The sequence below is a fragment of the Longimicrobium sp. genome (genome assembly GCF_036554565.1).
In the GTDB taxonomy this organism is placed as follows: Bacteria; Gemmatimonadota; Gemmatimonadetes; order Longimicrobiales; family Longimicrobiaceae; genus Longimicrobium.
In genome coordinates this window covers 1-24,587 of sequence record NZ_DATBNB010000798.1, presented here as the reverse complement: position 1 = coordinate 24,587, position 24,587 = coordinate 1, and the positions used below count along the sequence as shown (strand labels likewise).

27 protein-coding genes are annotated in these 24,587 nt (G+C 70.1%); 18 read left to right on the top strand and 9 right to left on the bottom strand.

What is annotated here, in order from left to right:
- A partial coding sequence (locus VIB55_RS22545; RefSeq protein ID WP_331878929.1) for a carbohydrate binding family 9 domain-containing protein occupies positions 1 to 713 on the bottom strand: 713 nt, incomplete at its 3' end.
- Between the two features lie 223 nt (positions 714 to 936).
- On the opposite strand from VIB55_RS22545, the gene VIB55_RS22540 reads away from it, so the two are divergent.
- The 3 genes from VIB55_RS22540 to VIB55_RS22530 all read left to right on the top strand — a co-directional run bounded on the left by VIB55_RS22540 (position 937) and on the right by VIB55_RS22530 (position 2,265).
- A complete protein-coding gene (locus tag VIB55_RS22540) occupies positions 937 to 1,197 on the top strand; it encodes a DUF4160 domain-containing protein (protein ID WP_331878928.1) in 261 nt (86 codons plus the stop codon).
- Positions 1,178 to 1,486, top strand: coding sequence for a DUF2442 domain-containing protein (locus VIB55_RS22535; RefSeq protein ID WP_331878927.1), 309 nt, complete (start codon positions 1,178 to 1,180; stop codon positions 1,484 to 1,486). The genes VIB55_RS22540 and VIB55_RS22535 overlap by 20 nt, the downstream gene beginning before the upstream one ends.
- Positions 1,487 to 1,635: 149 nt before the next feature.
- Entirely contained in the window at positions 1,636 to 2,265 is a 630-nt protein-coding gene (locus VIB55_RS22530) for a hypothetical protein (RefSeq protein ID WP_331878926.1), read from the top strand.
- Positions 2,266 to 2,332: 67 nt separating this feature from the next.
- On the opposite strand, the gene VIB55_RS22525 is transcribed toward VIB55_RS22530, so the two are convergent.
- Both VIB55_RS22525 and VIB55_RS22520 read right to left on the bottom strand, forming a co-directional pair.
- On the bottom strand, positions 2,333 to 2,704 hold the full coding sequence (locus VIB55_RS22525) for a hypothetical protein (protein ID WP_331878925.1): 372 nt from the start codon (positions 2,702 to 2,704) through the stop codon (positions 2,333 to 2,335).
- 111 nt (positions 2,705 to 2,815) lie between these two features.
- Positions 2,816 to 3,382 (bottom strand): YqaA family protein, encoded by a 567-nt coding sequence (locus VIB55_RS22520; protein WP_331878924.1) that lies wholly within the window; start codon positions 3,380 to 3,382, stop codon positions 2,816 to 2,818.
- Positions 3,383 to 3,515: 133 nt separating this feature from the next.
- Here VIB55_RS22520 and VIB55_RS22515 point away from each other — a divergent pair, with 133 nt between their 5' ends.
- Entirely contained in the window at positions 3,516 to 3,875 is a 360-nt protein-coding gene (locus VIB55_RS22515) for a DUF3221 domain-containing protein (protein WP_331878923.1), read from the top strand.
- 95 nt (positions 3,876 to 3,970) lie between these two features.
- Here the strand turns inward: VIB55_RS22515 and VIB55_RS22510 are convergent, their stop codons facing one another.
- The 5 genes from VIB55_RS22510 to VIB55_RS22490 form a co-directional block, all read right to left on the bottom strand.
- Complete coding sequence (locus VIB55_RS22510; protein WP_331878922.1) at positions 3,971 to 4,525, bottom strand: Uma2 family endonuclease; 555 nt, start codon at positions 4,523 to 4,525, stop codon at positions 3,971 to 3,973.
- Positions 4,526 to 5,128: 603 nt separating this feature from the next.
- A complete protein-coding gene (locus tag VIB55_RS22505; protein WP_331878921.1) occupies positions 5,129 to 7,633 on the bottom strand; it encodes a xanthine dehydrogenase family protein molybdopterin-binding subunit in 2,505 nt (834 codons plus the stop codon).
- Positions 7,630 to 8,130 carry a (2Fe-2S)-binding protein gene (locus VIB55_RS22500; RefSeq protein WP_331878920.1) on the bottom strand — a complete coding sequence of 167 codons (501 nt, stop codon included), beginning with the start codon at positions 8,128 to 8,130 and terminating at the stop codon, positions 7,630 to 7,632. The genes VIB55_RS22505 and VIB55_RS22500 overlap by 4 nt, the downstream gene beginning before the upstream one ends.
- A gap of 311 nt (positions 8,131 to 8,441) precedes the next feature.
- On the bottom strand, positions 8,442 to 10,178 hold the full coding sequence (locus VIB55_RS22495; protein WP_331878919.1) for an ATP-binding protein: 1,737 nt from the start codon (positions 10,176 to 10,178) through the stop codon (positions 8,442 to 8,444).
- Between the two features lie 166 nt (positions 10,179 to 10,344).
- Positions 10,345 to 10,524, bottom strand: a complete 180-nt coding sequence (locus VIB55_RS22490) for a hypothetical protein (protein ID WP_331021415.1) — start codon at positions 10,522 to 10,524, stop codon at positions 10,345 to 10,347.
- A 272-nt stretch (positions 10,525 to 10,796) separates the two neighbouring features.
- On the opposite strand from VIB55_RS22490, the gene VIB55_RS22485 reads away from it, so the two are divergent.
- The 11 genes from VIB55_RS22485 to VIB55_RS22435 all read left to right on the top strand — a co-directional run bounded on the left by VIB55_RS22485 (position 10,797) and on the right by VIB55_RS22435 (position 19,646).
- Positions 10,797 to 11,396, top strand: a complete 600-nt coding sequence (locus VIB55_RS22485; protein WP_331878918.1) for a nucleotidyltransferase family protein — start codon at positions 10,797 to 10,799, stop codon at positions 11,394 to 11,396.
- On the top strand, positions 11,381 to 12,193 hold the full coding sequence (locus tag VIB55_RS22480; RefSeq protein ID WP_331878917.1) for an XdhC family protein: 813 nt from the start codon (positions 11,381 to 11,383) through the stop codon (positions 12,191 to 12,193). Before VIB55_RS22485 ends, VIB55_RS22480 begins: the two co-directional genes overlap by 16 nt.
- 23 nt (positions 12,194 to 12,216) lie before the next feature.
- Entirely contained in the window at positions 12,217 to 13,269 is a 1,053-nt protein-coding gene (locus tag VIB55_RS22475; protein ID WP_331878916.1) for a hypothetical protein, read from the top strand.
- 53 nt (positions 13,270 to 13,322) lie between these two features.
- The gene (locus VIB55_RS22470) at positions 13,323 to 14,408 is read left to right on the top strand and encodes a hypothetical protein (RefSeq protein ID WP_331878915.1); all 1,086 of its coding nucleotides are present in this window, start codon (positions 13,323 to 13,325) and stop codon (positions 14,406 to 14,408) included.
- 1 nt (position 14,409) lies between these two features.
- Positions 14,410 to 15,414: a hypothetical protein gene (locus tag VIB55_RS22465; protein WP_331878914.1), complete on the top strand. Its 1,005-nt coding sequence runs from the start codon at positions 14,410 to 14,412 to the stop codon at positions 15,412 to 15,414.
- The gene (locus VIB55_RS22460) at positions 15,411 to 15,728 is read left to right on the top strand and encodes an XdhC family protein (RefSeq protein WP_331878913.1); all 318 of its coding nucleotides are present in this window, start codon (positions 15,411 to 15,413) and stop codon (positions 15,726 to 15,728) included. Before VIB55_RS22465 ends, VIB55_RS22460 begins: the two co-directional genes overlap by 4 nt.
- 242 nt (positions 15,729 to 15,970) lie before the next feature.
- On the top strand, positions 15,971 to 16,330 hold the full coding sequence (locus VIB55_RS22455; RefSeq protein WP_331021407.1) for a TraR/DksA family transcriptional regulator: 360 nt from the start codon (positions 15,971 to 15,973) through the stop codon (positions 16,328 to 16,330).
- A 28-nt stretch (positions 16,331 to 16,358) separates the two neighbouring features.
- Positions 16,359 to 17,120, top strand: a complete 762-nt coding sequence (locus tag VIB55_RS22450; protein ID WP_331878912.1) for a lysophospholipid acyltransferase family protein — start codon at positions 16,359 to 16,361, stop codon at positions 17,118 to 17,120.
- A 213-nt stretch (positions 17,121 to 17,333) separates the two neighbouring features.
- A complete protein-coding gene (locus VIB55_RS22445; RefSeq protein WP_331878911.1) occupies positions 17,334 to 17,558 on the top strand; it encodes a hypothetical protein in 225 nt (74 codons plus the stop codon).
- 6 nt (positions 17,559 to 17,564) lie between these two features.
- Complete coding sequence (locus tag VIB55_RS22440; protein WP_331878910.1) at positions 17,565 to 18,218, top strand: class I SAM-dependent methyltransferase; 654 nt, start codon at positions 17,565 to 17,567, stop codon at positions 18,216 to 18,218.
- A 291-nt stretch (positions 18,219 to 18,509) separates the two neighbouring features.
- On the top strand, positions 18,510 to 19,646 hold the full coding sequence (locus tag VIB55_RS22435; protein WP_331878909.1) for a DUF3667 domain-containing protein: 1,137 nt from the start codon (positions 18,510 to 18,512) through the stop codon (positions 19,644 to 19,646).
- A 180-nt stretch (positions 19,647 to 19,826) separates the two neighbouring features.
- Here VIB55_RS22435 and VIB55_RS22430 read toward each other — a convergent pair whose 3' ends face one another.
- Positions 19,827 to 21,524 carry a diguanylate cyclase gene (locus VIB55_RS22430; RefSeq protein ID WP_331878908.1) on the bottom strand — a complete coding sequence of 566 codons (1,698 nt, stop codon included), beginning with the start codon at positions 21,522 to 21,524 and terminating at the stop codon, positions 19,827 to 19,829.
- A 192-nt stretch (positions 21,525 to 21,716) separates the two neighbouring features.
- On the opposite strand from VIB55_RS22430, the gene VIB55_RS22425 reads away from it, so the two are divergent.
- From VIB55_RS22425 to VIB55_RS22415, 3 genes are all read left to right on the top strand, one after another.
- Entirely contained in the window at positions 21,717 to 22,271 is a 555-nt protein-coding gene (locus VIB55_RS22425; protein WP_331878907.1) for an FHA domain-containing protein, read from the top strand.
- Positions 22,268 to 23,041 (top strand): PP2C family serine/threonine-protein phosphatase, encoded by a 774-nt coding sequence (locus VIB55_RS22420; RefSeq protein WP_331878906.1) that lies wholly within the window; start codon positions 22,268 to 22,270, stop codon positions 23,039 to 23,041. Before VIB55_RS22425 ends, VIB55_RS22420 begins: the two co-directional genes overlap by 4 nt.
- Before the next feature lie 94 nt (positions 23,042 to 23,135).
- The gene (locus VIB55_RS22415) at positions 23,136 to 24,257 is read left to right on the top strand and encodes a tetratricopeptide repeat protein (RefSeq protein ID WP_331878905.1); all 1,122 of its coding nucleotides are present in this window, start codon (positions 23,136 to 23,138) and stop codon (positions 24,255 to 24,257) included.
- Positions 24,258 to 24,587 lie beyond the last annotated feature (330 nt).

Here is a 24,587-nt window from a genome sequence, read left to right as displayed (position 1 = left end):
ACCCCGCCGATCCCCTCCAGGTCGCCGAACCGCGAGGCCCACGCCTGCGTGCCGCGCGGGATCATCACCCAGTAGTCGTCTTCTTCGCGCGAGGGGATCCACCGGTCCAGGTTGATCCCCCAAACCTGCGCGGGAACGTCGTTGAACCGAAGCTGGCTGAAGGGAATGCGCATCTCCGCCGTCCATCCCGCCGAGTCCACGCGCGCTTCCGCCCGCCACACGGGGTTGAACGACATGTCGCGAGAGTCCTCGTTGTCCGTGGCGTGGTACCAGTCCAGCCGCACCCCCGACGCGGTGACGCCAAAGGTGTACGCCGTGCGCCGGTCCAGGTAGGTGTCCAGCGAGATCAGCAGGTGCTCGGACTGGTATCCGTCGTCGCGGCGGGTGACGGGCGCCTGGATGGAACGCGGGTCGGCGGCGTGCATCCGCGCGGCCACGTACAGGGCATCGTCGTCGTACATGAACCGCACCTCGGTGCGGTCCGTGGGCGCGGCGCCCTGCACCGGGTCCTTCTGCACGAAGTCGGAAAGCACGGGCGCGGCGGCCCACGCTTCGTCGTCCAGGCGGCCGTCGATCTGGGGCGCGGCGCCGGTCAGCCGCACGGCGGAGTGGCGCTTGCGCGCGCCATCCTGTGCATCTGCCGGGGCGGTAGCGAGCAACACAGCGAAAAAGGCGCACGCCGCGGCGCGCGCCAGGATAGCGGATCGATCCACGTTTTCGTCCATCGCAGAGGCATCGTAACAGCCATGAAAGATAGTGGTACGAGCGCGCGAGGGGTACCGTCCAAATGTGCCGGTATCATCCGGCCTCCGAGTGCCTCATCCATGTCCCGCCACCGGCCGTGCAAAACACGACCACAAATCAGCTTGTGCACACCAACAAGACTATTGCGTGAACAGAGTGGACGGCCTAAGCTGGCCCATTCGTTGCCGAGAAATGTTCGACGTCGGGGAGGCGGTGATGCCAACGGTTCTTCGGAGTGGGCCGTATCGTATATTCTTCTTCGCGGCGGATGGGAACGAGCCGCCGCACGTACATGTAGAACGGGAGAGCAAGAAGGCCAAGGTGTGGCTGGCGCCGGTGCGATCGCAGGAAAGCGGAGGGTATGGCGGGCCGGAACTGAATCGCATCATCAGCCTTATTGAGGAACACCAGGAGCGACTGCTAGGGGCGTGGTATGACTTCTTCAACGATTGAGCGTCACGTAGAGGCGACCAGCGTTCGGGTGACCGAAACCGAGCTGATGGTCGACCTCACGGACGGCCGCACGGTTTCCGTTCCTCTCGCCTGGTATCCGCGGCTCGCGCATGCTACGCCGGAGGAGCGTGGGCGCTGGCGGCTGATCGGACGAGGCGAGGGTGTGCACTGGCCCGACGTGGACGAAGACATCAGCATTGCCGGCCTGCTCGCGGGAAGGCCCTCCGGCGAGAGTCAGCATTCCCTGCAGCGCTGGCTCGACGCGCGCAATGCGCAGGGCGCGCCGTGATCCGACCCGCCATCACCTGCGCATTCCGCCGGATGTACCCACCATCCATGTCCGCACCCAACGCGTGAGCGCGGTCAGCTGTATTCCCTGACGCACGATCGAAGGCGACCCGTTCGCCCACCGCTCACCCGAACGACCGCGAGGACCCGATGCGCCGCACCGCCCTGCTATTCGCCGCACCGTTCGCGCTTGCCCTCGCCGCCTGCGAAGGTGGAGCCACCGATCCCGCCGACGCGTCCCTGAGCGAAGCCGAGGCGCGGGAGCTGGCCGCTGCCTGGGACGGGGTTGCCGCCGGCGCGATCGCCGGGTTCGGTCCTCTCTTCAACGTGCAGGAGGCGGGCGGTCCGTCCGCCGCGGCGATCACGACCACCACCAGCTTCGAGCGGCAGCACGCATGTCCGGCGGGTGGCGGCAGCAGCATCGAGGGGACGCTCGCGATAACCCGCGACCCGGCGACGCGCACCGGCACCATGCAGATGAACGCTACGCGCACGGACTCGGCGTGCGCGATTCCGGCGCGCGGCCGCCGCGAGGGAACGGTCACCATCACGGGCAGCCCCAACATCCAGTTGACGGGGAACCATGCGTGGACCAATGGCGTGCCCGGCGTGCACACCCACACGCAGAAGGGCAGCTTCACCTGGTCGCGGTCCACGGGGGGAACCGGCACCTGCACGGTGGACCTGACGGGAACGCTCACCCGCGCGACGCAATCGTACACGCTCACCGGCACCTTCTGTGGCCGCACGGTGAACGTCACCCGCACGCGCACGTCCTAGCGCGGATCGCGGCTGGATCGTACGACGAAGCGGCTCCCGCATTCACCGGGAGCCGCTTCGTCGTTTGCTACTCGTCGTCCTCGTCTTCTTCTCCGCCGTCCTCATCCGCGTCACCGTCATCGTACAGGTTTTCCATCACACTGATGGTGAAGCGCCCCTCGCTGCCGCCGGGGCGTTCCAGCAGCAGGCGCAGAAAGTCGGGCAGGGCGAGCTCTTCGTCGTCGTCGCCGTCGATGCTCGCCACGAACGAGCGCTGGAATTCAGCGGGCGTGGCGTCGTACACGCGCTGCACGATCTCCAGCACCGCCGCGTCCACGTCCGCCAGCCGGTGCAGCACCTCGGTCTTTGCGTCCGTAAAGCGCGCGGCCGCCTGCTCGGCCGCGCTCAGCGCCGTGCCGATGGTTTCGGCTGGATCGGGGGTGTTCTTCGACGCTGCCATAGCCACACACCGTGCATGCCCCGCGCCAATTCCGCCACGGGCCGAACACTCGGCGCACTTCCGGGGACAATGCAGGCCATCGGATGCGCTCGTCGCGGGTGCGCGGTGCCCTCACCGTATCCAGGCGCCGAGCACGACCAGCGCGACGGCGGCGACCGCAAACGCCATCCGCCACGGGTTGCGCGCGAGCCAGCGCCGCACCGGCGGCCCCGCGATGCGCGCCAGGCCGGCCAGGACGGCGTACTTCGATCCCCGCCCCAGGGCAGAGAACACGACGAAGGTGCCCAGCGGTACGCCCGTGGCGCCGCCGACGATGCCGTACAGCAGGTACGGCACGGGCGTGTAGCCGGAGGTGAGCAGTGCCAGGCCGGCATTCCGCCGGTACAGCGCGCCGAGCGCCTCCAACTCGCACATCAGCCCGTAACGCGCCAGCAGCGGCTGCCCGTAGCGGTCGAAGGCCGTGGCGCCCAGGTGCCACGCGATGACGCCGCCCAGCACGGAGCCCGCCGCCGCGAGCGCGCCAGGCGCCCACGCCCGGCGCGGCCGTGCGATGGCCAACGCCGCGAACACGGCCTCCGTGGGCGCGGGGATGAGGCACCCCTCCACGACCGCGCACACGAACAGCAGCGCCGGCCCCGCCCGTCCGTCCGTCCACCGCGCCCACCGAACGTCCTTCATCGTCGGATGCGGCCGCCGGTCATGTTCGGCATCAATCACGCGTGGTGGCGATCCAATGCCCGGACAGTAGTACCCGCTGCCGGGACGTGCACGCGATTCGGATGATGGACGGGCTCGCAATCAGGAGATGCTGATGAACAGGATGTGGATTCTTCTCGCCGTGGCGCTCGCGGCCGGGTGCGGCATGTCTTCGGGCGTCACACTGCCGAGCGAGGCTCCCAGCATCGAAGGGACCATCCAGCAGTCCGGCGCAAACCAGGCTGGCCGGCGGATCCTCGTGGAAGCCACTGCGCCGGTGGCCGGAAGGGAGTCGGCCGCCTACATCACCGTTCTCCCCGGCACGGCTGTGCTGGCCGGCAGCGGTGAGACCGTCGTTCAGGCGTCCGCGGACGAACTCGTAGTGGGAGCCCGGGTGCGCGTGTGGTTCACGGGCCCGGTCGCGGAGTCGTTCCCCGTCCAGGCCACCGCCGGCACCGTGCTCATCCTTCGCTGAGGGCGGGAGCATGAAAGGCTACGGCGCAGTAGGCGCTGCGGCCCTTGCCGCTACTCCGCACTCCGTCGCCAGCCTAGGCTGTTCTTCGGATACGGCTACGTAAAAAGCCCGTCCACCGGGAATCTCCAGCCTGGCACAGCGGGTTCGGCATCCGCCACTTCACCCCGGCCGTAGACCATCGGATGCTCCGGCTCGTCAGACCTGTACACGCGGACGAGGCCCTCGCGGAGCACATCCACGTCCCAGACCACCAAGGTGCCACCGGCAAAGTAGGCGGCGCGCTTTAGAGCCATCGCCCGTTCCGCCGCGGGGCCGTAGTCGCTTTCACTTCGAACCTCGGCGGCGAACAACGGCGCCCCGGCCAGGAACTCGGCGGCGACCGGAGTTCCCACCCACCACGCCGCGTCGGGCGAGAAGGTCCGGAGCTTAGGAGTCTGGAGAACGAACGCGGAATTCTCGCTAACCGCGTAGCCGCCCCCGACCGCGGTTTCGTACTCGTCGAGGCTGCGCCAGATGCGCGAGGCGGACCGGTTCGGTAGGAATCCGGTCGGGCTCATGTGCACGATCCGTCCGTCGACCAGCTCGGCCTTGCCCTCCACCCTGTACAGGTCTTCAAGAGTTGCCTCGCGCTCCAAGCGGACGGTGCTCATCGTAGCCTCCTGTGTCGTGGCGAGGGAACTCCGGCTGATTCGCTCGCCCGTCCAGAACGCTAACATTCCGGGCGGGTTTCCAGAAGTGGCGTGCAAAAATTGGGCGCGCCTGTGTCCATTTCGGTGCGCTCATTCCGCTGCGATGTGATGGACGAGCGTCGGAAGCGGTGGGCGATACCGTCGATTTGGGCTAGCTCCGGATGCATGCCGCGGCAGCCCCCTCCCCCCGGCCCCCTTCCCCCGCTTCGCAGGGGAGGGGGAGACCTGAATCGCGCTTCCGTCGGCGTGGCGCACCCGACTACGCGTGCAGTCCGCGAAGGCGGACTTCGGGCCGTTGTTGCCGCGAATTCATTCGCCCCAGCCAGGCCGGGCAGCTTGTACGTGGCCGCCGCTAGATCCTTCGGCCCGCCAGGTACGGCTTGCGGTCAGGTTCGGCGTGGCTCGGCCTCAGGATGACAGGCCTTTGTGCCGCTCCCAAAGGTCGGCGTGACGCACCGGGCTGGCTCCCTTCCCCCGCGCGGTTTGCGGGGAAGGGCTGGGGATGGGGGGCGCCGCGGAAGCACCGAGGCGTATCGAAGGGCGCTTCATCCACCCGCCCGACCCTCAGTCCGCCGCGATGCGCTCCGGCTCGGCCTCGCGCGCGGCTTTCTCCTGCAGCGCGCGCCACATGCGCGGCGGGGAGAAGGGCAGCGAGTCCATCCGCACGCCCACGGCGTCGTAGATGGCGTTGGCGATGGCGGGAATGGACGGGTGCAACGGCCCCTCACCCGCCTCCTTGGCGCCGTACGGGCCCTCGGGGTCGATGGACTCCACGATCAGCGCCTGCAGCTCGGGCGTGTCGAGCGAGCCGGGAACCCGGTAATCCAGCAGCGACGGCCCGTCGTGAAGCCCCGCGCGCCCGTGCTCCGCGTCCTTGAACACGTGCTGCTCCATCAGCGCCTCGGCGAACCCCATGTACGCCGAGCCCTCGATCTGCCCCTCGACGATGGTGGGATTGAGCGCGCGGCCGCAGTCGTGCGCCACCCAGATGGCCTTCACGTCCACGAACCCCGTCTCCGCGTCTACCTCCACCTCGGCCACGTGCGCCGTGAACGAGTACGCGGGCGAGGCGCCGATGGTGCCGCCACGATACTCCCCGTGCACGTCGTTCGGCGTGTTGTAGCTGCCGACGGAGCCCAGCGTCCCGTGCCTGGCCTCCGCCAGGTTGAAGGCCTGCACGATGGACATGTTGCGCCCGGTATCCTGCGCATCCATCGCCCGGCCGCCCGCCAGCAGCACGCGCTTCGGAGAAATCTCCCACTCGGCCCCCACGGCGTCCTGCACCAGCGCCTTGAGTTTCCGCGCCGCGTCCACGCAGGCGTTACCCAGCATGAACGTCACGCGCGACGAGTAGCTGCCCAGGTCCACCGGCGTGAAGTCCGTATCCGACGGAAGCACGCGCACGTAGTCCAGCGGCACGCCCAGCTCTTCGCAGACGATGTAGGCCACGAGAGATGTCGAGCCCTGCCCGATGTCCGACGCGCCGGAAAAGACGGCGATGCGCCCCGAGCGGTCTACCTGCAGCTGCACGGCGGACTGCGGCATGCGGTTGGGATAGATGGGATAGTTGGTCCCCGAGATGTAGCACGAGCCCGCCACGCCCAGCCCGCGCCCGTACCCCATCCGCCCCTTGCGCTCCTTCCACCCGCTGGCGCGCTCTACCGCGTCCAGGCACTCCATGAAGCCGTTGGAGGTGATGCGCAGCTCGTTGACGGTGCGGCGGAAGCTGCCCATGAAGTTGCGCCGGCGCAGCTCGATGGGGTCCAGCCCCAGCCGCTCGGCCAGCTTGTCGAGCGACACCTCGAAGGCGAAGCGCGGCTGCACGCTGCCGTGTCCGCGCTTGGGGCCGCACGCCGGCTTGTTGGTGAACACGCGCGTGGAGTCGAAGCGGTACGCCGGGATCTCGTACGGCGCCGTCAGCAGCTGCCCGCTGTAGTACGTGGTCACCAGGCCGAACGACGAGTACGCGCCGCCGTCCAGCAGGGTGCACGCATCCACCGCCTTGAGCTTTCCATCCGCCGAGGCGCCCACCCGGTACTTCATGTAGAACGGGTGGCGGCCGCGGTGGGCGTAGAACACCTCTTCGCGGGTGTACAGGATCTTCACCGGCCGGCCGGTCTTCATCGCCAGCTTGGCGACGCAGAACTCCAGGTCGAACGGCTCGCTCTTGCCCCCGAAGCCGCCGCCCACGTGCGGCTGGATCACGCGCACCTTGGCGGGATCCAGCTCCAGCACCTTGGCCAGCTCACGGTGCAGGTAGTGGGGCACCTGGGTGGATGACCAGACGGTCAGCCGCCCGCCCGGCGCGCCGCCCGCTTCCCACTGTCCGATCGCGCAGTGCGGCTCGATGGGGGTGTGCGTGGTGCCCTCGAAGAAGTACTCGCCCTCGATGACGACGTCGGACGCGCTCAACCCCTGCTCAACCTCGCCGAACTCCAGCTTGACGATCTTGGAGATGTTGCCGTTGTGCCCGGCCTTCTTGGCCTCGTGGATCTGCACGTCGGTGCGGCGCACGGACTCGTGCGGATCGAGCAGCGCCTCCAGCACCTCGTAGTCCACCTGGATCAACTCCAGCGCGCGCTGGGCCGTGTCCTCGTCCACCGCAGCCACCGCCGCCACCGCATCGCCAATGTAGCGCACCTTGTCCGTGACCAGCGCATTCTCGTCCGGCGTCCAGACGATGATGCCGAAGGGGATGGGCATCTCGCTTCCCGTGACCACGGCGAACACGCCGGGGAGCGCCAGCGCGGCGGAGGTGTCGATGGACCGGATCAGCGCGTGGGGGTGGGGCGAGCGCAGGATCTTGCCGTGCAGCATTCCCGGCAGCACCAGGTCGTCGGTGTAGCGCGCGCGGCCGGTGCTCTTCTCCAATCCGTCGGTCTTGCGCTGCCGCGTGCCGATGACGTTCAGCGGCGCGGATTTTTCCTCGCGGCTGCCGTACAGCTTCACCTTCTCGCCCGCGTGCGAGGGCGCGTGGTCCACCACGGGGGTGCCGCGCTCGGCCACCTCCGGCTCGTCGGCCGGAACGCCGCCCCGGGCGCTCTCGAACTCCTGCCGCTCCGCGCTCATGCCGCCACCTCCGCCTGCTCGCGCAGCGTAGCCGCCGCCATCTCCACCGCGTCCAAAATCTTGGTGTAGCCGGTGCAGCGGCACAGGTTGCCGCTGAGCGCGTCCTTGATCTCGTCGCGCGTGGGCGCCGTGTTCTCCTCCAGCAGTGCCGCGGCGCTCATCAGGATCCCCGGCGTGCAGAAGCCGCACTGGGCAGCGCCGCACAGGTCGAACGCATCCTGCAGGGGGTGCGGCGCGCCCGGAGCGGTCCGCAGCCCCACCAGCCCCTCCACCGTGGTCACCCGCTGCCCGACGGCCTCGTAGACGGGCGTGATGCACGCCAGCGTGGGAACGCCGTCCAGCCATACGGTGCACGCGCCGCAATCGCCCTTGTCGCACCCCTGCTTGCTGCCGGTTAGCTGCACGGCGTAGCGCAGCGACTCCAGCAGCGTCCAGTGCGTGGGCACCGCCACCTCGTGCGTGTCGCCGTTCACGTGCAGGGTTACGAGGTCCTTCATGGGGCCGCTTGCGAGGGGTGAATGACGGCGCTGGATGGAACCCAAGGCAAGCGCCGGCTGGCACTTGACCAGCTTTCGAAGTTAACCCGCGCCCCGGGGAGGGTCAACGTAATGCAGGGCTGTTCCGAACGCCCGTTCGGTGAGGCACGGGCATCCGCTGCTTGCCAATCAGCTTGACGACTGCTTGCCAACCGCTCGCCAAGTTGGCAAGCCGAAGTTGTCGAGCCGCGGTTCCGTCTTGATCCGAGCCACTCGCCACCTGGCTCGCCAGCTTGCTCAACAACAGCCCGCCAATTGGCAAGCCGTTGTCGTCAAGCTTCGCGCGTCTCTTCCAGCACGTAGCGCGTCTCGGGTGACGTGGGTGTGCGTGCGGACGAGCGGATGCGCCCGGCGCGGCGCAGGCGCGAGAGCCAGTGGCGGGCGCCCGAGGCCGAAAGCCCCAGCTTCGCCGCGATCTCGCGCGCCGACATCGAGCCCGCGGATCGGAGCAGGTCCATGATCTCGTCCGCGCGATCCCGTCGGGGCCGCGGCGCGGCGCCGGGCTCCGCGCGGTCCCGAAGCGCGTAGGTGGACCATCGTCCCGCGCCCGTGCGCTCCAGCACCCCGCGATCCACCAGCTCGTTCAACTCGCGCGTGGCGACGCGCGAGTCGCGGCCGGCCACCCGGCAGTAGTCGCCGTTCGTCAGCGACCCGTTGTGCCGGGCGAACGCAAGCGCCTGCCGCTGCGCCTCCGACACGGGTTCGCCCTTCGCCAGGTCCTCCAGCCAGCGCAGCGTTTCCTCGTCGTACAGGCTGTGATTGGGAAGCACCACCCGGAACCGCGTGAGGCTGACGTCGAACCGAGGCGGCGACATGCCCGACCGGCGCAGCTGCTCGATCATGGCCGTCAGGCCGGTTCCGCGGTTCTCGCACAGCGGCCGCGACTCGCCGGGCGGCGGGAGGTCCTCCAGCACCTTCATCAGGAACGCGTTGCGCGACGACTGCACCCCCGGCTCTCCCAGCTGGTCCGGCTGAATGGGGCCGAACAGCCCACCGGGGCTCTGGAACTCGATGCGGTCCGGAAACATGTGCACCTGCACCTGGCTGCCCCGCGCCTGGGGCGACAGGTCGCGGTGTCCAAGCGCGTTCACCAGCGCCTCGCGCAGCACCGTCTCCGGATATTCCCACAGGTCTTCGCGAAACAGCCCCTGGACGATGCCCCGCCGCTGCATGTTGCGCTTGATGGCCCGCAACGTCTCCACGACCATCACCGGCACGGGCCCCTCGACTTTTACGTTGTCCAGGAACCGCTCGCCCTCGGGGCCCGGCCGCCCGGCCTCCGGCGTGGGATAGCGAAGGAAGGTGACGCACAGGTTGGGAAAGCGTTCCTGCGGATACTGCGCGAAGCAGGTCCACCCCTGGAGCGAAACCACCGTCGTTCCGTCCGCGGCGGGAACGAGCACCTTCAGGGCCCGCAGCACCTGCTCGTCCGTCCAGCTCCGGTACGGGCCGCTCTCCCGCCCGCGCAGGCGGCGCAGCAGCCCTCCCACCAGCCCGGGATCCAGGTCTTCCAGCGCGGTTCCCTCCAGCGGCTCCACGTCGTGGCGCGGCTGGCCGCGGGCCTCGAACAGCGCCTGGACCTCGTACGGCGTGAGCTTGCGATCGCCGTCCCCCACGCGGATGAAGGCGCCGTTCGGCAGCCCCGCACCCTGGTAGTAGCAGGGCTTTGCGCTGGCGGGGAGCTCCGGGACCTCGGCCGCCACGATGGAGGCGCCGTCGACGTCGAACACCTGCAGCAGGGGGCGGAGCGGCGGCTCCATCTGCGCGGCGACCGCGCCCAGGTCAGCCTGTATCTTCGCCGGGTTGGCGACCCCCGCGGGCGCGAACCCCGCCTCCTCGTCTACGCCCAGAAGGAGTACGCCGCCACCGGGCGTGTTCGCGAAGGCCGAGAGCGTTTCCCAGATGCGCTTGGGCACGCCATCGCGCGCACGCTTCGCTTCTACGCTGGTCTGCTCCGTCCCCTGGCGCTGAAGCTGTTCCAGCGAATCCCGCAACTCTTCGAGCGTCATCCCGGCCCCCGCGGCGCAAGCTTGTGAATCAGCTTGCCAATAGCTAAGCAATTGGCAAGCTGATTGTCAAGCAAGTTGGCGAGGGGCGTATGTTGCAAAGCAGAGCGCCGCGCGGGACGATCCGGCGCGGCGCTCGCGGGAGGCTTCGATAGTCGCCCCGACTGGGTCAGCGGTCGCCCTTGTCGCCGTGGCCCGGCTTGGCCTTGGTCTTGGCATGCTGCCGCTGGTCCGCGGCGAGCGAACGGCCCACGTCCACCTGGTCGGTCGTGAACTGCCCGTTTTCGTCACGCCGCACGTAGCGCTTGTCGCCGGGGTTGGGCTCGATCAGTTCGCGTTTCTGGGCCATATCATCCTCCGGAAGATGCGTGAAATCGACGATCACCGCTCCCTCGCTGGCGTGTTTTGCATGCTCCGCGCCGCCGCACCGTCCAGCCCTGCTTCGGCTCGCCAGGATCCACGCCGCGACCAATCCATTGACTGTTATCTCCATCATCCGCAACAAGTTCGCCCCGGTGCCAGTTGACGGCGTCAAGCGAGCGTGCGATACTCCTGATGTCGTCCAGATCGCCCCGCCCGCCCCGGCCCCGGCCAACCCCGCCCGCGTACCCGTCAGCCCTGATGATCGTTGGCATCGTGCTGGCCGCCGGCCTTTCGCGCCGGATGGGCGAGCCCAAGGCGTTGCTGCGCGCCGCGGAAGGGACGTTCCTGGACCGCGTGGTCCGCGCGCTCGCCGCGGCGTGCGACCGCGTGGTCGTGGTGACGGGGCCCGACGACCAGCCGGCCGCCCGCGACATCCGCGAGGCGGCCACCCGGCTCGGTGCGTCCGTGGCCATCAACCCCGACCGCGGGTCGCCCCAGCTGCCCTCCCTGCAGGCGGGGCTGGCGGCGGTTCCGCCCGAAACGCGCGCCGTGATCGCCTGCCCGGTAGACATTCCCGACGTATCGCCCTCCCTGGCCGCGCAGCTCGTCCGCGTGTTCGAGGAGTCCGGCGCGCCCGTCGTGCTGCCCTCGCACGGGGGAAAGCACGGGCACCCGGTGCTCTTCGCGCGCTCCGTCTTCGGCGAGCTGGCGCGGAGCGACCTGCCCGAGGGCGCGCGCACCGTGGTCCACGCGCACCTGGGCGAGCTGCGCGAGGTGCCGGTGGATGCGCTCGCGGCGGACGTGGACACCCCCGACGACTACCGCCGCTGGCGCGAGGCCGCGTGCCCCGGCGGCTGACGCTGGCGGACGCCGTTCACCACGCGCGCGAGGCGCTGGCGGGGGGCGAGGCGGTGGTGAGCGTGGCCGTGCTGTCGTCTGTCGCGGCGCACGGACCCGCGGCGGGGGAGCGGATCTCCGTTTGGGCCAATCGGCACGAGGGCACGCTGGGCGACCTGAATCTAGACGAGGCCGCGCTGCGTATCGCCCGTACGGCGCTGGCGGAGTCGGATCGACCCGCGACGCACGAGATCGCGGGCTGCACGTTCTACGTGGAGCCCCATCGCGCGCCGCCGGAGCTGGTGATCGTGGGGGCGGGGCACGTCGCCCGGCCGCTGTGCCGCACCGGCGCCATGCTGGGCTTTCGCGTGACGGTGCTGGACGACCGCCCCGAGTTCGCCACCCGCGAGCGCTTTCCCGAGGCCGACGAGGTGCGGCCGGCCCGCTTCGACGACCCGTTCCGGGACGTGCGCATCGGGCGGGGGACGTACCTGGTGCTGGTGACGCGGGGGCACAAGTACGACTTCGAGGCGCTTCGCGACGTGCTCCATCGCCCCGAGCTGCCGGCGTACGTGGGGATGATCGGCAGCCGCCGACGCACGCGGGCCGCGCTGGAGGCGCTGGCCCGTGAAGGAGTATCGGGCGATCGGCTGAAGACCGTGCACGCGCCCATCGGGCTGCACCTGGGCGGCGAAACGCCGGAAGAGATCGCCCTCGCCATCGCGGCCGAGATCGTGATGGTGCGGCGCGGGGGAACGGGGCAGCCGCTGCGCGACCGCGAGCGCGTCGCCGAGCGCTGGGTGCGGTCCGGCGGCTGACACAACGCCTTCGGTGTGGGGCCATGTATCGCACGTGCATCTTCTGCTCCGCCGACCTGGGAACGAACGAGGCCATCGCCCCGTTTCCCATCGGCCGCAGCCTGGCGTTCGACGGGGCGCGCGGGCGGCTGTGGGCCGTCTGCCCCAAGTGCGCGCGGTGGAACCTGGCGCCCATCGAGGAGCGCTGGGAGGCGGTGGAAGAGGCCGAGCGCGCCTTTCACGAGTCGCGCCTGCGCGTGCAGTCGCAGAACATCGGCGTCTGCAGGCTGCCGGACGGAACGCGCCTGGTGCGCATCGGGCAGGCGCTGACGGGTGAGCTGGCCGCCTGGCGCTACGGCAGCCAGCTGGTGCGGCGCCGGCAGCAGTACCTGGTGGCCGGTGCCGCCCTGGGCACGGCGGGCGCCGCGGCGGTGGGCGGCCTGATTGCACTGGGCGTGGCTTCCGGGCTGTGGAGCTTCGGGCACATCTTCGTCAACGCCTGGAACGAGCGTCAGGCGCGCCGGGTCATCCACCGAATCCCCGCGGCGCTGTCGCCCATCGGCCGGGAGGTGGCCATCCGCCGCTGGCACGTGCAGGGTGCGCAGGTGGGCGCCGCGGACGACGGCATCGAGCTCCGGCTTCCCGACATCGACCGCAAGGAGCGCAGAACGGACGGCTGGGGGCGCCCGCGCTTTGGCGACGACGGCGTGCTGGTGCTTCCCGACCGGCAGGCGCGCACCGTCCTGGGCCGCGCGATGGTGCACGTGAACCGCAAGGGCGCCTCGCACGAGCACGTCCGCGACGCCGTAGGGCTGCTGGAGGACGCGCGCGGCGCCGAGGAATACCTGCGCGAGGCGGGCCGGCGCGAAAGCGTGCTGGGGCGGCGGCGGGGGATGGAGGCGAAGCAGCTCACCCCGGTGGGCGCCCTGGCGCTGGAGATGGCGCTTCACGAGGAGCAGGAGCGCCGCGCGCTGGAGGGCGAGCTGGCGGGGCTGGAGGCGGCCTGGCGCGCCGCCGAGGAAATCGCCGCCATCGCCGACGCGCTCCCGGACGGCGTTCCCGCGCCGGAGCCCTCGCGGCTGATCGTCCCGGGCTGAAGCAGAATGCGACGGGCAGGACCTTCTATGTTGGCCTTCTTCATGGATGGGCGATGTACCGCAACTGCATCTTCTGCTCGGCCGCGCTGGGATCGAACGACTCGATCGAGCACTTTCCCGTAGGGAAGACGCTCGCGTTCGACGGCGGCAAGGGCCGGCTGTGGGCGGTGTGCCCCAAGTGCGCGCGGTGGAACCTGGCGCCCATCGAGGAGCGCTGGGAGGCGATCGAAGCGGCGGAGAAGGGCTTCCGCGACACGCGCCTTCGTGCCCAATCCGAAAATATCGGAATCGCCAAGCTCAAAGACGGTACGCGGCTGATCCGCGTGGGGAAGGCGCTGCCAGGCGAGTTGGCCGTCTGGCGTTACGGCGAGCAGGTGGAGCGGCGGAACCGCCGGGCCCTGTGGTACGGCGCCGCGGTGAGCGGGGCGGGAATCGCCGTGGCCGCGGCCGGACTGACGCTTGGGTTTGTGAGCGTGCTGACGGCATACGGGGTGTATGATGTAACCAAGTCCCTCATCAGGCGGGTGGGCCGTTTCCGCTCCGTCGGGTGGGTCGATACTCAGGTTTCAGGCGTGCGTGCGCGCGTACATCTGCGCCGCACCGACGTCGCGGGCGCATGGGTGTCTGCGCCGGACGATGGGCAGGGGATCGCTCTGCAGCTGCCGTTCACGGTCGAAAAGCCAAGCGACGACGGTCGCAAGTTGCGCAGGCTGCCGCTCGTAATCCGAGGGGATGAGGCTAAGGGCATCATGGCACGCGCCATGGTTCACGTTAACGTTGATGGGGCTTCGCATGGCTCGGTGAAATCCGCTCTCTTAACCTTGGAGCAGGCGGGTGGTCCCGAAGAGTACCTATACGCGGTCGGCTCCCGGCGCCTGCTCCTGAACGGGGGTGACCCACGTACCGCGAAGGCCAACGTAGGTTTGTTCGACTGGCCCGAGTCTGGAGACCCGCAACCGGATCGGCAGACTTCGCTCGCGATAGAGATGGCGCTGCACCAGGAAGCCGAGCAGCGAGCGATGGAAGGCGAGCTCGCCGCGCTGACGGAAATGTGGCGGCAGGCCGAAGAGATCGCCGCCATCGCCGACGCGCTCCCCGGCCTGCTGAAGCCCGGCTCCGCCGTCCCGCAGAAGACGTAGGATGTATCGCAATTGCATCTTCTGCTCGGCCGCGCTGGGCTCGAATAAGTCGATCGAGCACTTTCCCGCGGGAAAGACGCTCGCGTTCGACGCCGCGAAGGGGCGCCTGTGGGCGGTGTGCCCGAAGTGTGCGCGGTGGAACCTGGCACCCATCGAAGCGCGCTGGGAGGCCATCGAAGAAGCGGAAAAGCAGTTCCGCGAAACGCGCCTTCGCGCCCATTCGGAAAACATCGGCCTCGCCCGGCTGCGTGACGGGACCCGACTGGTGCGCGTCGGGAAGGCGGTGCCGGGCGAGCTGGCGCTCTGGAGATACGGGGCGGAGATGCAGAGGCGGTGGCGCGGCACCGTAGTCAGCTCCGGGCTGATGACGGCGATGATCGTGGCGGGGGCGTTTACGGGTGTGTTCCTGTGGGGGCTGGCGTACCACGTGGCCTTGCTCACCGGCATCATCCACCCGCGCCACGATGTCTATCGCTTTGGCCGCGGCGCGCTGTTGCCCGACGATCCCGTGGTGATCGACACCACGCGGCTGCGCCAGGCGAAGGTCGTACGCGCCCCCGACGGAGCGGGCATGGCGCTCTGGTTTCCGTACGTGGGCACCACGCTGGCGCAACAGCCGGACGGCAGGCGCTGGTGGGTGAACATGGGCGCGACCATCACCGGCGCCGACGCCCAGGCCATTCTGCGGCGCGGGATGGTGCACTTCAACAGGAGCGGTGCCAGCCCATGGCGGGTGCGCGGCGCGCTGGACCTCCTGTCGGAAGGCGGCGCCCCGGGATACCTCGAAACCGCGGCCGGCCGCCGCCAGCCCTTGTGGGACACCGCCGTGGACTGGCGCGAGCGCGGGGTGCGTCTGCTGGCCTTGGAGATGGCGCTGCACGAGGAAAACGAGCGGCGGGCGATGGAGGGCGAACTGGGCGAATTGCAAGCCATGTGGCGCGAAGCCGAGGCGATCGCCGAAATCGCCGACCGGCTCCCCGATGCCCTGGACGAAGAGGTTCGATGATCGAAGACATGGCCGTGTTCACCGCGGCCGAAGAGGCGGCGCGCGAGGGCCGGCCGGTGGTGCTGGCGACCATCGTGCGCTGCAAGGGCTCGACACCGCGCGGCATCGGCAGCAAAATGCTGGTGGACCCCGAGCGAGGGCTCACCGGCACCGTGGGCGGCGGATGCGGTGAGGCCGAGGTGATCGAGGCCGCTCGCGAGGTGGTGAGCACGGGCGAGCCGCGCATGCTGCGCATAGACCTGACTGAAGACCTGTTCTCATGGAGCCCCGCCGTCTGCGGCGGCGTGTTCGACGTGTTCCTGGAGCGCGTGTGAACGCCCGCCGCCGTCCCGGCACGCACTGGTTGAACGGCGGCCCGCCGCGTGCAATGAAATGGCTGCACCAGCCCGGCGGCGACGCGACGATCCACGGCCCGCGACGCACCCCGGCCGCAACCGCCTGACACACCGTCCCTGAATCCACCGAATCTCCCGAACGACACCGGACCGGCCGCAATGCGCGCGCCCGGCCCGGCAGCCGTTTTCACCCGCAAGAACCAGCAAGACGGAAGGACAGCATGACCGCAGTACAGCAGCCGCTCGCCCCCCACGAGCGCGAAATGATCCGGGACGAGCTCCTGCGCAGCCTCACCAAGCTGGAGCGCAGCCTCAAGTCCAGCGGCGCCGCGGCCCGCCCGCGAGACCTGGAGCAGGACACGGTGGGCCGCCTGTCGCGCGTGGAGGCGCTTCAGAACGCGGGCTTCACCAAGAACCTGGAAGCGCGCGAAAAGGCGCAGCTGGAGCAGATCCTTTCGGCGCTGCGGCGGCTGGAAGACGGATCGTACGGAGCCTGCAACGGCTGCGGCGCGCCAATCCCCTTCGAGCGGCTGCAGATCTTCCCCGAAACGCTGGCCTGCGGCACCTGCGCCCGGGGTTGATCCCCGGCCGCACCGATCGGACGTTCCGGTGTACGAGGCCCTCATGCTGAAGCGCCTGGTTTCTCTCTGGGTCTGGATATCGGCCGCGCTGGTGGTCCTGGTGTGGGTGCCGTGGCTGGCCCTGGTGTACGCCGCCACCGTGCCGTCGGACCCCGGCCGCTATGCCGTGGGCCGCTGGTTTCGCCGCGCCGCCGTTACGCTCACGCGGCTGAACCCGTTCTGGAAGTTCCGCACGACGGGCTTCCTGGTTCCCGACCCGCGGCGGCCGTACGTGGCCGTGGCCAACCACGAGTCCATCGCCGACATCTTCCTGCTTTCGCACCTGCCGTGGGAAATGAAGTGGCTCTCCAAGGAGGCCATCTTCAAGATCCCGCTGATGGGGTGGATGATGCGGATGGCGGGCGACATCGCCGTGCGCCGCGGCGACGTGAAGAGCCGCATGCAGGCGCTGGACGCCTGCCGCGACCGGCTGGGCAAGCGCGTGTCGGTGATGATCATGCCCGAGGGAACGCGCTCGTCCACGGGCGAGATCCAGAAGTTCCACGACGGGGCCTTTCGCCTGGCCATCGAGACCGGGTCTCCCATCCTGCCCATCGCCGTGGCGGGCACGCGGGCCTGCATCACCAAGGGATCGTGGATCGTTGGCCGGGCGAACGCCATCGCTCATGTGCTGCCCCCCATCGACACTGCGGGGCTTACGGTGGATGACGTGCCCGCTCTGCGCGACCGCGTCCGCGAACTGATCATCGAGGCCCGCGCCGGGCTGTTGCGCGAGCTCCAGTCCGCCTGATCTCGTCGCCGGCCCTCCCTGCCAGGGATTCTCGCGCGATGACCGAATGCCTGTTATCCGTGCCTTCCAAGGCTGCTGCGGCGTGTCCCAGCAGCCTTGTCGCACGTCTGGCATCTGGCGTCATACCCCACCCGCCAGAAACACGGTCTTTGCGGAATTGAACCAGAGTCCTCTCTTTCCCGTGCACGTGAAGACCCCTGCACGGAGATTGGGATGAGTGAACAGATTCTCGGGATGATCGTGGTCGTGGTCTGCGGCACGGTGGTGGGGCTCGCGGCGCTCTGGAAGAAGAAGAACCTCGAGTTTTGGGTGAGCGCAAAGCAGTTTGGAGTCGGGCTGCGCGTCATGGAGCCGGGTCACCGCCTCGCTTCGATCGCGTCCGACGACTCGCAGGCGCAATCGAAGGCTGCCCTTGGCGTGCGGGGTGAAGCCGAATAGCTTGGCATGGACACCAGCCGTGCGCGCCGAATGCCCCTGAACACCCTCGCCTGGAACCGCGTCCGCTACACCCTGCTGGCTCCGCTGTACGACGCGGTGGCCGGCTTTCGGCCACAGCGGAAGCGGTCGCTGGAACTGCTGGATGCACAGCCTGGCGAGCAGGTGCTGATCGATGGATGCGGAACCGGCGCCGACCTGGCCTTTCTCCAGGCCGACGTGCAGGTGGTAGCGACGGACATCACCCCGGCGATGGTCGAGCGCACCCGGCATCGGGCGCAGGGGCTGGGCAGGAGCGTGGATGCGCGGGTGATGGATGCGCAGGCGCTGGAGTTCGCCGACGCCACGTTCGACGCCGTGGTGCTTCACCTGATCCTGGCCGTGGTGCCCGATCCCGTGGCCGCCGTTCGTGAAGCCGCCCGCGTGCTGAAGCCCGGCGGGCGCGCGGTGGTGTTCGACAAGTGGGTGCCCGACGACCGCGAGCCGTCACTGCTGCGCCGTGCCGGCAACCTCGTCTCCGGCGTGGTGGCGACGGAAATCACCCGCAAGCTGGGCCCGCTTGTAGCCGCGACCCCATTGGTGGTGGAGCACCAGGAACCCGCCGGGGCTGGGGGCTTCTTCTCCATCACCCTGCTGCGCAAGCCGGCATCCGGCGAAGCCTGAACTCACGCCGGCCCCGAGTCGCGCCACGGGATAGACGCCGCACGGCAGCCTGCAGTCCACGAAGGTGGACATCGTGTTGTCGTTGGCGCGGATTCATCCGCCCCAGCAGAGCTCGGCCCTGAGGCTGACCTCGAAGCCGGTCCCGGGGCTTGGCGTCTGAGCCTGGGCCCCTGAGCCTGGCCCCTGACTTGGCCCCGGAGCCTCGCCCTCACACTTGGCCGAGCCTGGCCTCGAAGCCGGTCCCGCGGCCGGGTCCGACTCACCGGCCCTCCATCCGCATCACCCGCCCGCATGCCAGACCCGACCTCCGCGCCGCCGCCGTTCCCCTCCTCCTCCGCCGCGCCCCCGGACGCGCGAGGCGAGCCGCCGTCGCCCATCTCACCCAGCCGCCGCCAGCGCTGGTGGGCACCCGAGACGCGCCGTACGCCGGATCGCCCGTGCCTGAACTGCGGCGACACGACGGTGGGCTTCTTCTGCCGAAACTGCGGTCAGCGCAAGGCAGACGTCCGCGTGTCGCTGCGGCGGATGCTGATGGAGGTGATGGACGACCAGCTGTCGCTGAACTCCACGCTGCCGCGCACCATCGGCGCGCTGCTGTTTCGCCCCGGGCACCTGACCGCCGAGTACGTGCAGGGGCGCATCATGCGCTACGTGCCGCCCTTCCGGCTGTACCTGGTGACGTCGGTGCTGTTCTTTATCCTGCTCCCCGTGGTCGCGGACGTGAACCGCATCGCCGACGAGGTGGCGACGGAAACCGAGCAGGACGATGCCCGCGAGCGCGCCCAGGACTCCGCGCGCATCGCTCGCCAACGGGCGCGGGCCGATTCTGCCAGGGCGCGCATCGCGGCCGTTCGGCGCGGCGAGGCGCCCAAGGACCGCACGATTGCCCCGCCCCTTCCGCCGGTCCCACCCAAGCCGGACAGCGGCCGCGTGGACCTGAACCTGGCGATCAGCGACACGAACAAGGTTCCCGGGTGGCTGAAGCCGCTGAACCGGCGGTTGCAGCGTACGGAGGACCGCCTGGAAAGCATGCCCCCCCGCGAGGCGCTGCGGACGGCGCTGGCGGCGATGGAGGAGAACGCGCCCAAGGGCGTGTTCCTGATGATGCCGCTCTTCGCCTTCATCCTGAAGCTGCTGTACGTGCGGCGGAAGCGGTACTACGTGGAGCACTTCGTCTTTGCGCTTCACGTGCACGCGATGGCGTTCCTGCTGTTCACGGTGGGGATGGTGTCGCGGCGGCTGGACTGGCTGCCGAGCGTCCTGGCGCTGTGGATGACGCTGTACGTGTTCCTGGCGATGAAGAAGGTGTACGGGCAGGGGATCGTCCGTACGTTCCTGAAGTTCTGCGCGCTGGGCGGCGCGTACACGATCTTCGGGATGACGGTGGGCGCCATCGCCACGCTGATGTTCGCCGCGCTGAGCATGTAGACGAGGAACGTGCATGGATCACGCGGAGGCGCGGAGGACGCGGAGAACTGCAGAAGGTTTTCTCTCTCTTCCTCCGCGTCCTCCGCGCCTCCGCGTGAGATTGCAGTTGACGGAATCGGCCCTCCCCGCACGATGCGCGGGAGGGCCGATCATCCTTCTTCCGACGAGAGTCTGGCGAGATTAGCGGGCGGCGACGAACTCGTGCTCGGTGGCATCCAGCGTAACGGAAACGAGCCGGTCGCGGCCGCTGTTCTTGGCGCGGTACAGCGCCCGGTCGGCCAGCTCCACCAGCGTCTGGGGATCCACCAGGTCCGTGCCCACCGCCACGCCCACGCTGGCCGTGACCTTCACCGTCTGCCCGTGCGCCACCACGCAGCGCATGTCGCGCAGGGTGCCGCGGAACCGCTCGGCGAAGCTCAGCGCGCCCGGCAGGTCGGTGTCGTACAGCAGCACCGCGAACTCTTCGCCGCCGAAGCGCGAGGGAAGGTCCAGGTTGCGCGTGGTGGCCCGCAGCAGCCGGCCCACCCGCTCCAGCACCACGTCGCCCACGCGGTGGCCGTGCGTGTCGTTGACGCGCTTGAAGTGGTCCAGGTCGATCAGCACCAGCGCCAGCGAGCCCCCGGTGCGCCGCACCCGCTCCGACTCGCGGCGGAGCGCATCCTCGAGCACGTGGCGGCGCGACAGCCCCGTCATGGGGTCGGTGAGCGCCGTCACCTCGGTAAGCGCCCAGCGCCCCGCCGTGGCGATGCCCACCGTGACCACGAACACCAGGAAGCCCACCCAGAACGCCGAGGGCGTTCCCGGCAGAAGCCGAGCGACCGGGACGAAGCTGGAGTACTCGCTGAGTGCGTCGTACAGCATGGTGCCCGAGAACGCGGCCGTGCCAAAGAGCAGCGTGGCCGCGTGCGCTGTGCCCTTGCGCCCCATCCGCCACGCGCGCCACACGATCACCATCAGCCCGATGGCGATGGCGGCGTCCATCCACAGCACCATCTCCGCCAGCATCCGCAGCGGCAGCGCCAGGGTGGCTCCGAAGCAGGCCGCCAGCGCCGCGGTCACCCGGCGGGTGTGCCGCGCGCCGCGCAGCCCGAACAGCTCGTCGATCAGGGCCACGAAGAACGGCCCCCCGGCCAGCATGGCCAGCACGCCCAGGCGATAGGGGTTGATCCATGGCATCACCGCCTGGCCGAACTCGTCGGCGTAGGTGGCGCCGTAGACGGACACGGCCAGGCAGACCGCGGCGAACCACAGGTTTTCGCGCGCGGCGCGGCGGCGCAGGAAGAACGCCAGGTGGTACACGCCGATGGCCAGGAAGAACGACACCAGCCCGCCGATGACCACGGGGCGGGGCGAGCGCTGCTGCGCCAGCACGTCGTACCGGCCCACCCGCACCGCGCCCATCACCCCGCCGTACGCGTAGTCGTTGAACACGCGAACCGCCACCACGTGGCGCCCGTCCACCGCCCGCGACAGCAGCGAGTCCGGGACGAAGATCAGCACCGACAGGGCGCCCTCCACGAACTCCGGGGGCATCCGGCCGCTGCCGCCCACCCGCACGCCGTTCCAGAACACCTCGAAGGCGTCGCCCACGGTGGCGAAGCGCACGCCCACCGGGGCGCCGCGCAGCGAGGGGGGAAGCACCACCTCGCGGCGGTACCAGCCGAACCCGTCGTACTCGCCGATGGTGGTTTCCCACTCGCCGGGCACGGCCATGGTGCGCCAGCCGCGGTCGTCGAGCCCGGCGGCGGCCCACGCGGGATCGTCACCCTGCTTGAACCGCCACGCGCCGTTGAGCGACAGCGTGTCCGCGGCCTGCGCACGCGCGGCCGGGGGCAGAAAAAGCAGAAGGGCTGCCAGAACGAAACGGGCGGCGGTCACCGGGACCTGGGGTGGGATGGGATCGTGCGGGAAGGTGTGACCGGGAAGCTACCCCCGGGCGGGGCGCAGGTCAAGCTGCGCGCGTGCCCGCGACTTGCAGGGGACGCGGCGGGCGCGTACGTTGCGCGCCGGTGGGCAAGCCGTTGCGCCACAACCGTTTCATTCAAAACCCAGCCAGGAGAAGCCGCGCCGATGGCCAACGTTGTCCCGTCCGGGCGTCCGGGTCCGCTCGCCAGCCTGGCCCTGATGGCCGGCCCCCGCTACGGCGAGGAGCTGCCCGTTCCCGCGCCTGTCGTCGTGCTGGGCCGCGCCGCCGCCTGCGACGTGGTGATCGACGACGACTCCGTTTCGGCGCAGCACGCGCGGCTGGAGTTCGACACCGGCGCCTGGCGCATCACCGACCTGGGCTCCACCAACGGCACGGCCGTCGAGGGGGTGAAGCTGGCCCCCCAGCTTCCCACCCCGCTGCCCTACGGCTCCACGGTGCGCCTGGGCGGCGTGCAGCTGCAGTTCCGCGAGGTGGAGGCGGTAGACCTGCAGGCCGCGGCCGCCGGGTACGTGGCCCCCGAAAAGCCGCGCACGCTGCGCGAGGAGCGCACCGGCCCGCGCTTCCCGGTGTGGCTGCTGCTGGTGATCCTGGTGATCGCGGTGGTGGTGGGCATCCTGGTGTACATGAACGTGGCGGCGCCCACCGCGGTGGGCGGCCTGCCCGCCGGGCTTCCCGTGCTGGCGCTGGCCTTCCCGTGAAGCTTGCCTGGAAGGCGGCCGGCGGCACCGACGTGGGGCGGATGCGCCGGGGCAACGAGGACACCTGTGTGGTGGATTGCGAGCGCGGCCTGTTCCTGGTGGCCGACGGCATGGGCGGCCACGCGGCGGGAGAGATCGCCAGCGCCCTGGCCGCCGAGGCGGTGGGCGGGGCGCTGCGCGAGGGCATCGACCGCGGCCTGCAGGCCGACGAGCTGGCGCAGGTGATGGTGGAGTCGTTCGGCGCGGCCGACCGGGCCATCGCGGAGCACGTGGCCGCCCACCCCGCCACGCACGGCATGGGCACCACCGCCACGGCCTGCGTGCTCTGCACCGACGGCACCTACCGCATCGGCCACGTGGGCGACAGCCGCGCCTACCTGCTGCGCGGCGATGCGCTGGCCCAGGTGACCAGGGACCACACCTGGGTGCAGCGCGAGGTAGACGAGGGCCGGCTGACCCCCGCCGGCGCGCGCCGCCATCGCCTTTCGCACATCCTTACCCGCGCGCTGGGCACCGGCCCCTTCGGCGTGCCGCCGGACCTGCTGGGGGGAGAGCTGCGCCCCGGCGACCTGCTGATGCTGTGCTCCGACGGCCTGACGGGAATGCTCAGCGACCGGCAGCTGGGGCGAATCCTGTCCATCCCCTCCACGCCAGAAGAGCACGTCGACCGGCTGATCCGCGCCGCCAACGCCCGCGGCGGCCGCGACAACATCACCGCAGTCGTCGTGGAGATCCTCCCGTCCGTCGACGACGCGCCGCAGGACGGCTGACGCGGCTCCCGCCATCGTTGCGCGGGAGCCGTGTGCTCCTCATCATAGAGCAACAGCGAAGTTTCCCACCGGAGCGCCCTTTATCGTCCTTCCCATGAAGATCCCCGCACTTCTTGCCCTGGCGCTTTCCCTCGCGCTCGCCATCCCCTCCGCTGCGCAGATCCCCGAGCGCCCTCGCCTCCCCCGCGGCGCCGATGCCAACGACTGGGAATCGTACTTCGAGCGGGGCGAGGACTTGTTCAACCAGCAGCTGAACACCACGGCGCACGCCTCGTTCTACTGGGCCTCGCGGCTGGACCCCACGCGCGCCGAGCCCATCATGGCCATGTGGGCCACGTTCTTCGCGCAGGATGAGCGGAAGCTCATCGCCTACCTGAACGATCATCCCCCCACGCTGCAGCGCCCGGACGTGATCGCCAACGACTCACTGCTGATGCGGGCGTACGCGCGCAACCCGTTCGTGCACCGGGGGATCGAGGTGGCGCTGTACACCCGGCTGGGGCGGGGGCGGTGGGACGGGCCCATGGCGGCGTTCCTGGACTACGCGCGCGGCGAGTTTCCGCGGGCGGCCGAGCGGTTCGGGGCCGTCGTACGTTCGAATCCGGGGCGCAACGTGCGCTTCCGGCACTATCGCGCGCTCGCGTTCGTGGGCGCGGGGCAGATGGACAGCGCCGCGGTGGAGATCGAGGCGCTGCTCGAGACGCTGCGGCGCATCGACGCCGTGCGCGTGACGGCGTACGAGAGCAAGGGGATGTGGGAGTACGCGCTGGGCCGCATCTACGAATCTCAGGGGCGGCGCGACGCGGCGCGGGAGGCGTTCCGGCGCGCGCTGGTGGAGGACCTGGCCATGTACCCGGCGCACGCGGCCCTGGCGCGGCTGGAGGTGCAGGCCCGAAACGTGGAGGAGGCACTGGGCCACGCGGCCACCGCGGTGGAGGCCGCGCCCCACGATGCGGTGATGCACTACGAGCATGGCAACGCGCTCGCCGCCGCCGGCCAGCACGAGGCGGCGGCCGCGGCGTTCCGCCGTGTGACGGAGCTGGAGCCGTACTGGGCCACCCCGTACCTGCGGCTGGGCGCCGCGCACGACGACCTGGGCGCCCGCGAGCCGGCCCTGGCCGCGTACCGCGCCTACCTGGAGCGCGCCCCCCGTCGGCAGGCGAACGGCATAGGCATCGCCGAGCGGCGGATCGCGGAGCTTCAGCAGCAGCGCTGACCGCCGCGGCTCGTCCGGCGGCGGCGTGCGTCTGCGGTTTGGGGATGCTCGGGTTGGACGTTGCCGCGGTGTGGGCGGGGTTCGACGGGAGCCGGCGCATGCCTCGGCTGCTCTCTCCCCCGGCCCCTCTCCCGCAAGCGGGAGAGGGGAGAATTCGAACGTGCTTCGACGGATGTGCGGTGAGGGCGGCGCAGGAAGAAGGCTGGGTGGGCCGGATGCTCAGGCGCGCGGGGGCGAGTGTGTGGCGGATCCCTCAGTCGCTGCGGGCCGGGAGGTGCGGGCAGGGTGGACTTGGCCGCTCCATCGGGATGACAGCGCGTGGCTTCGGCG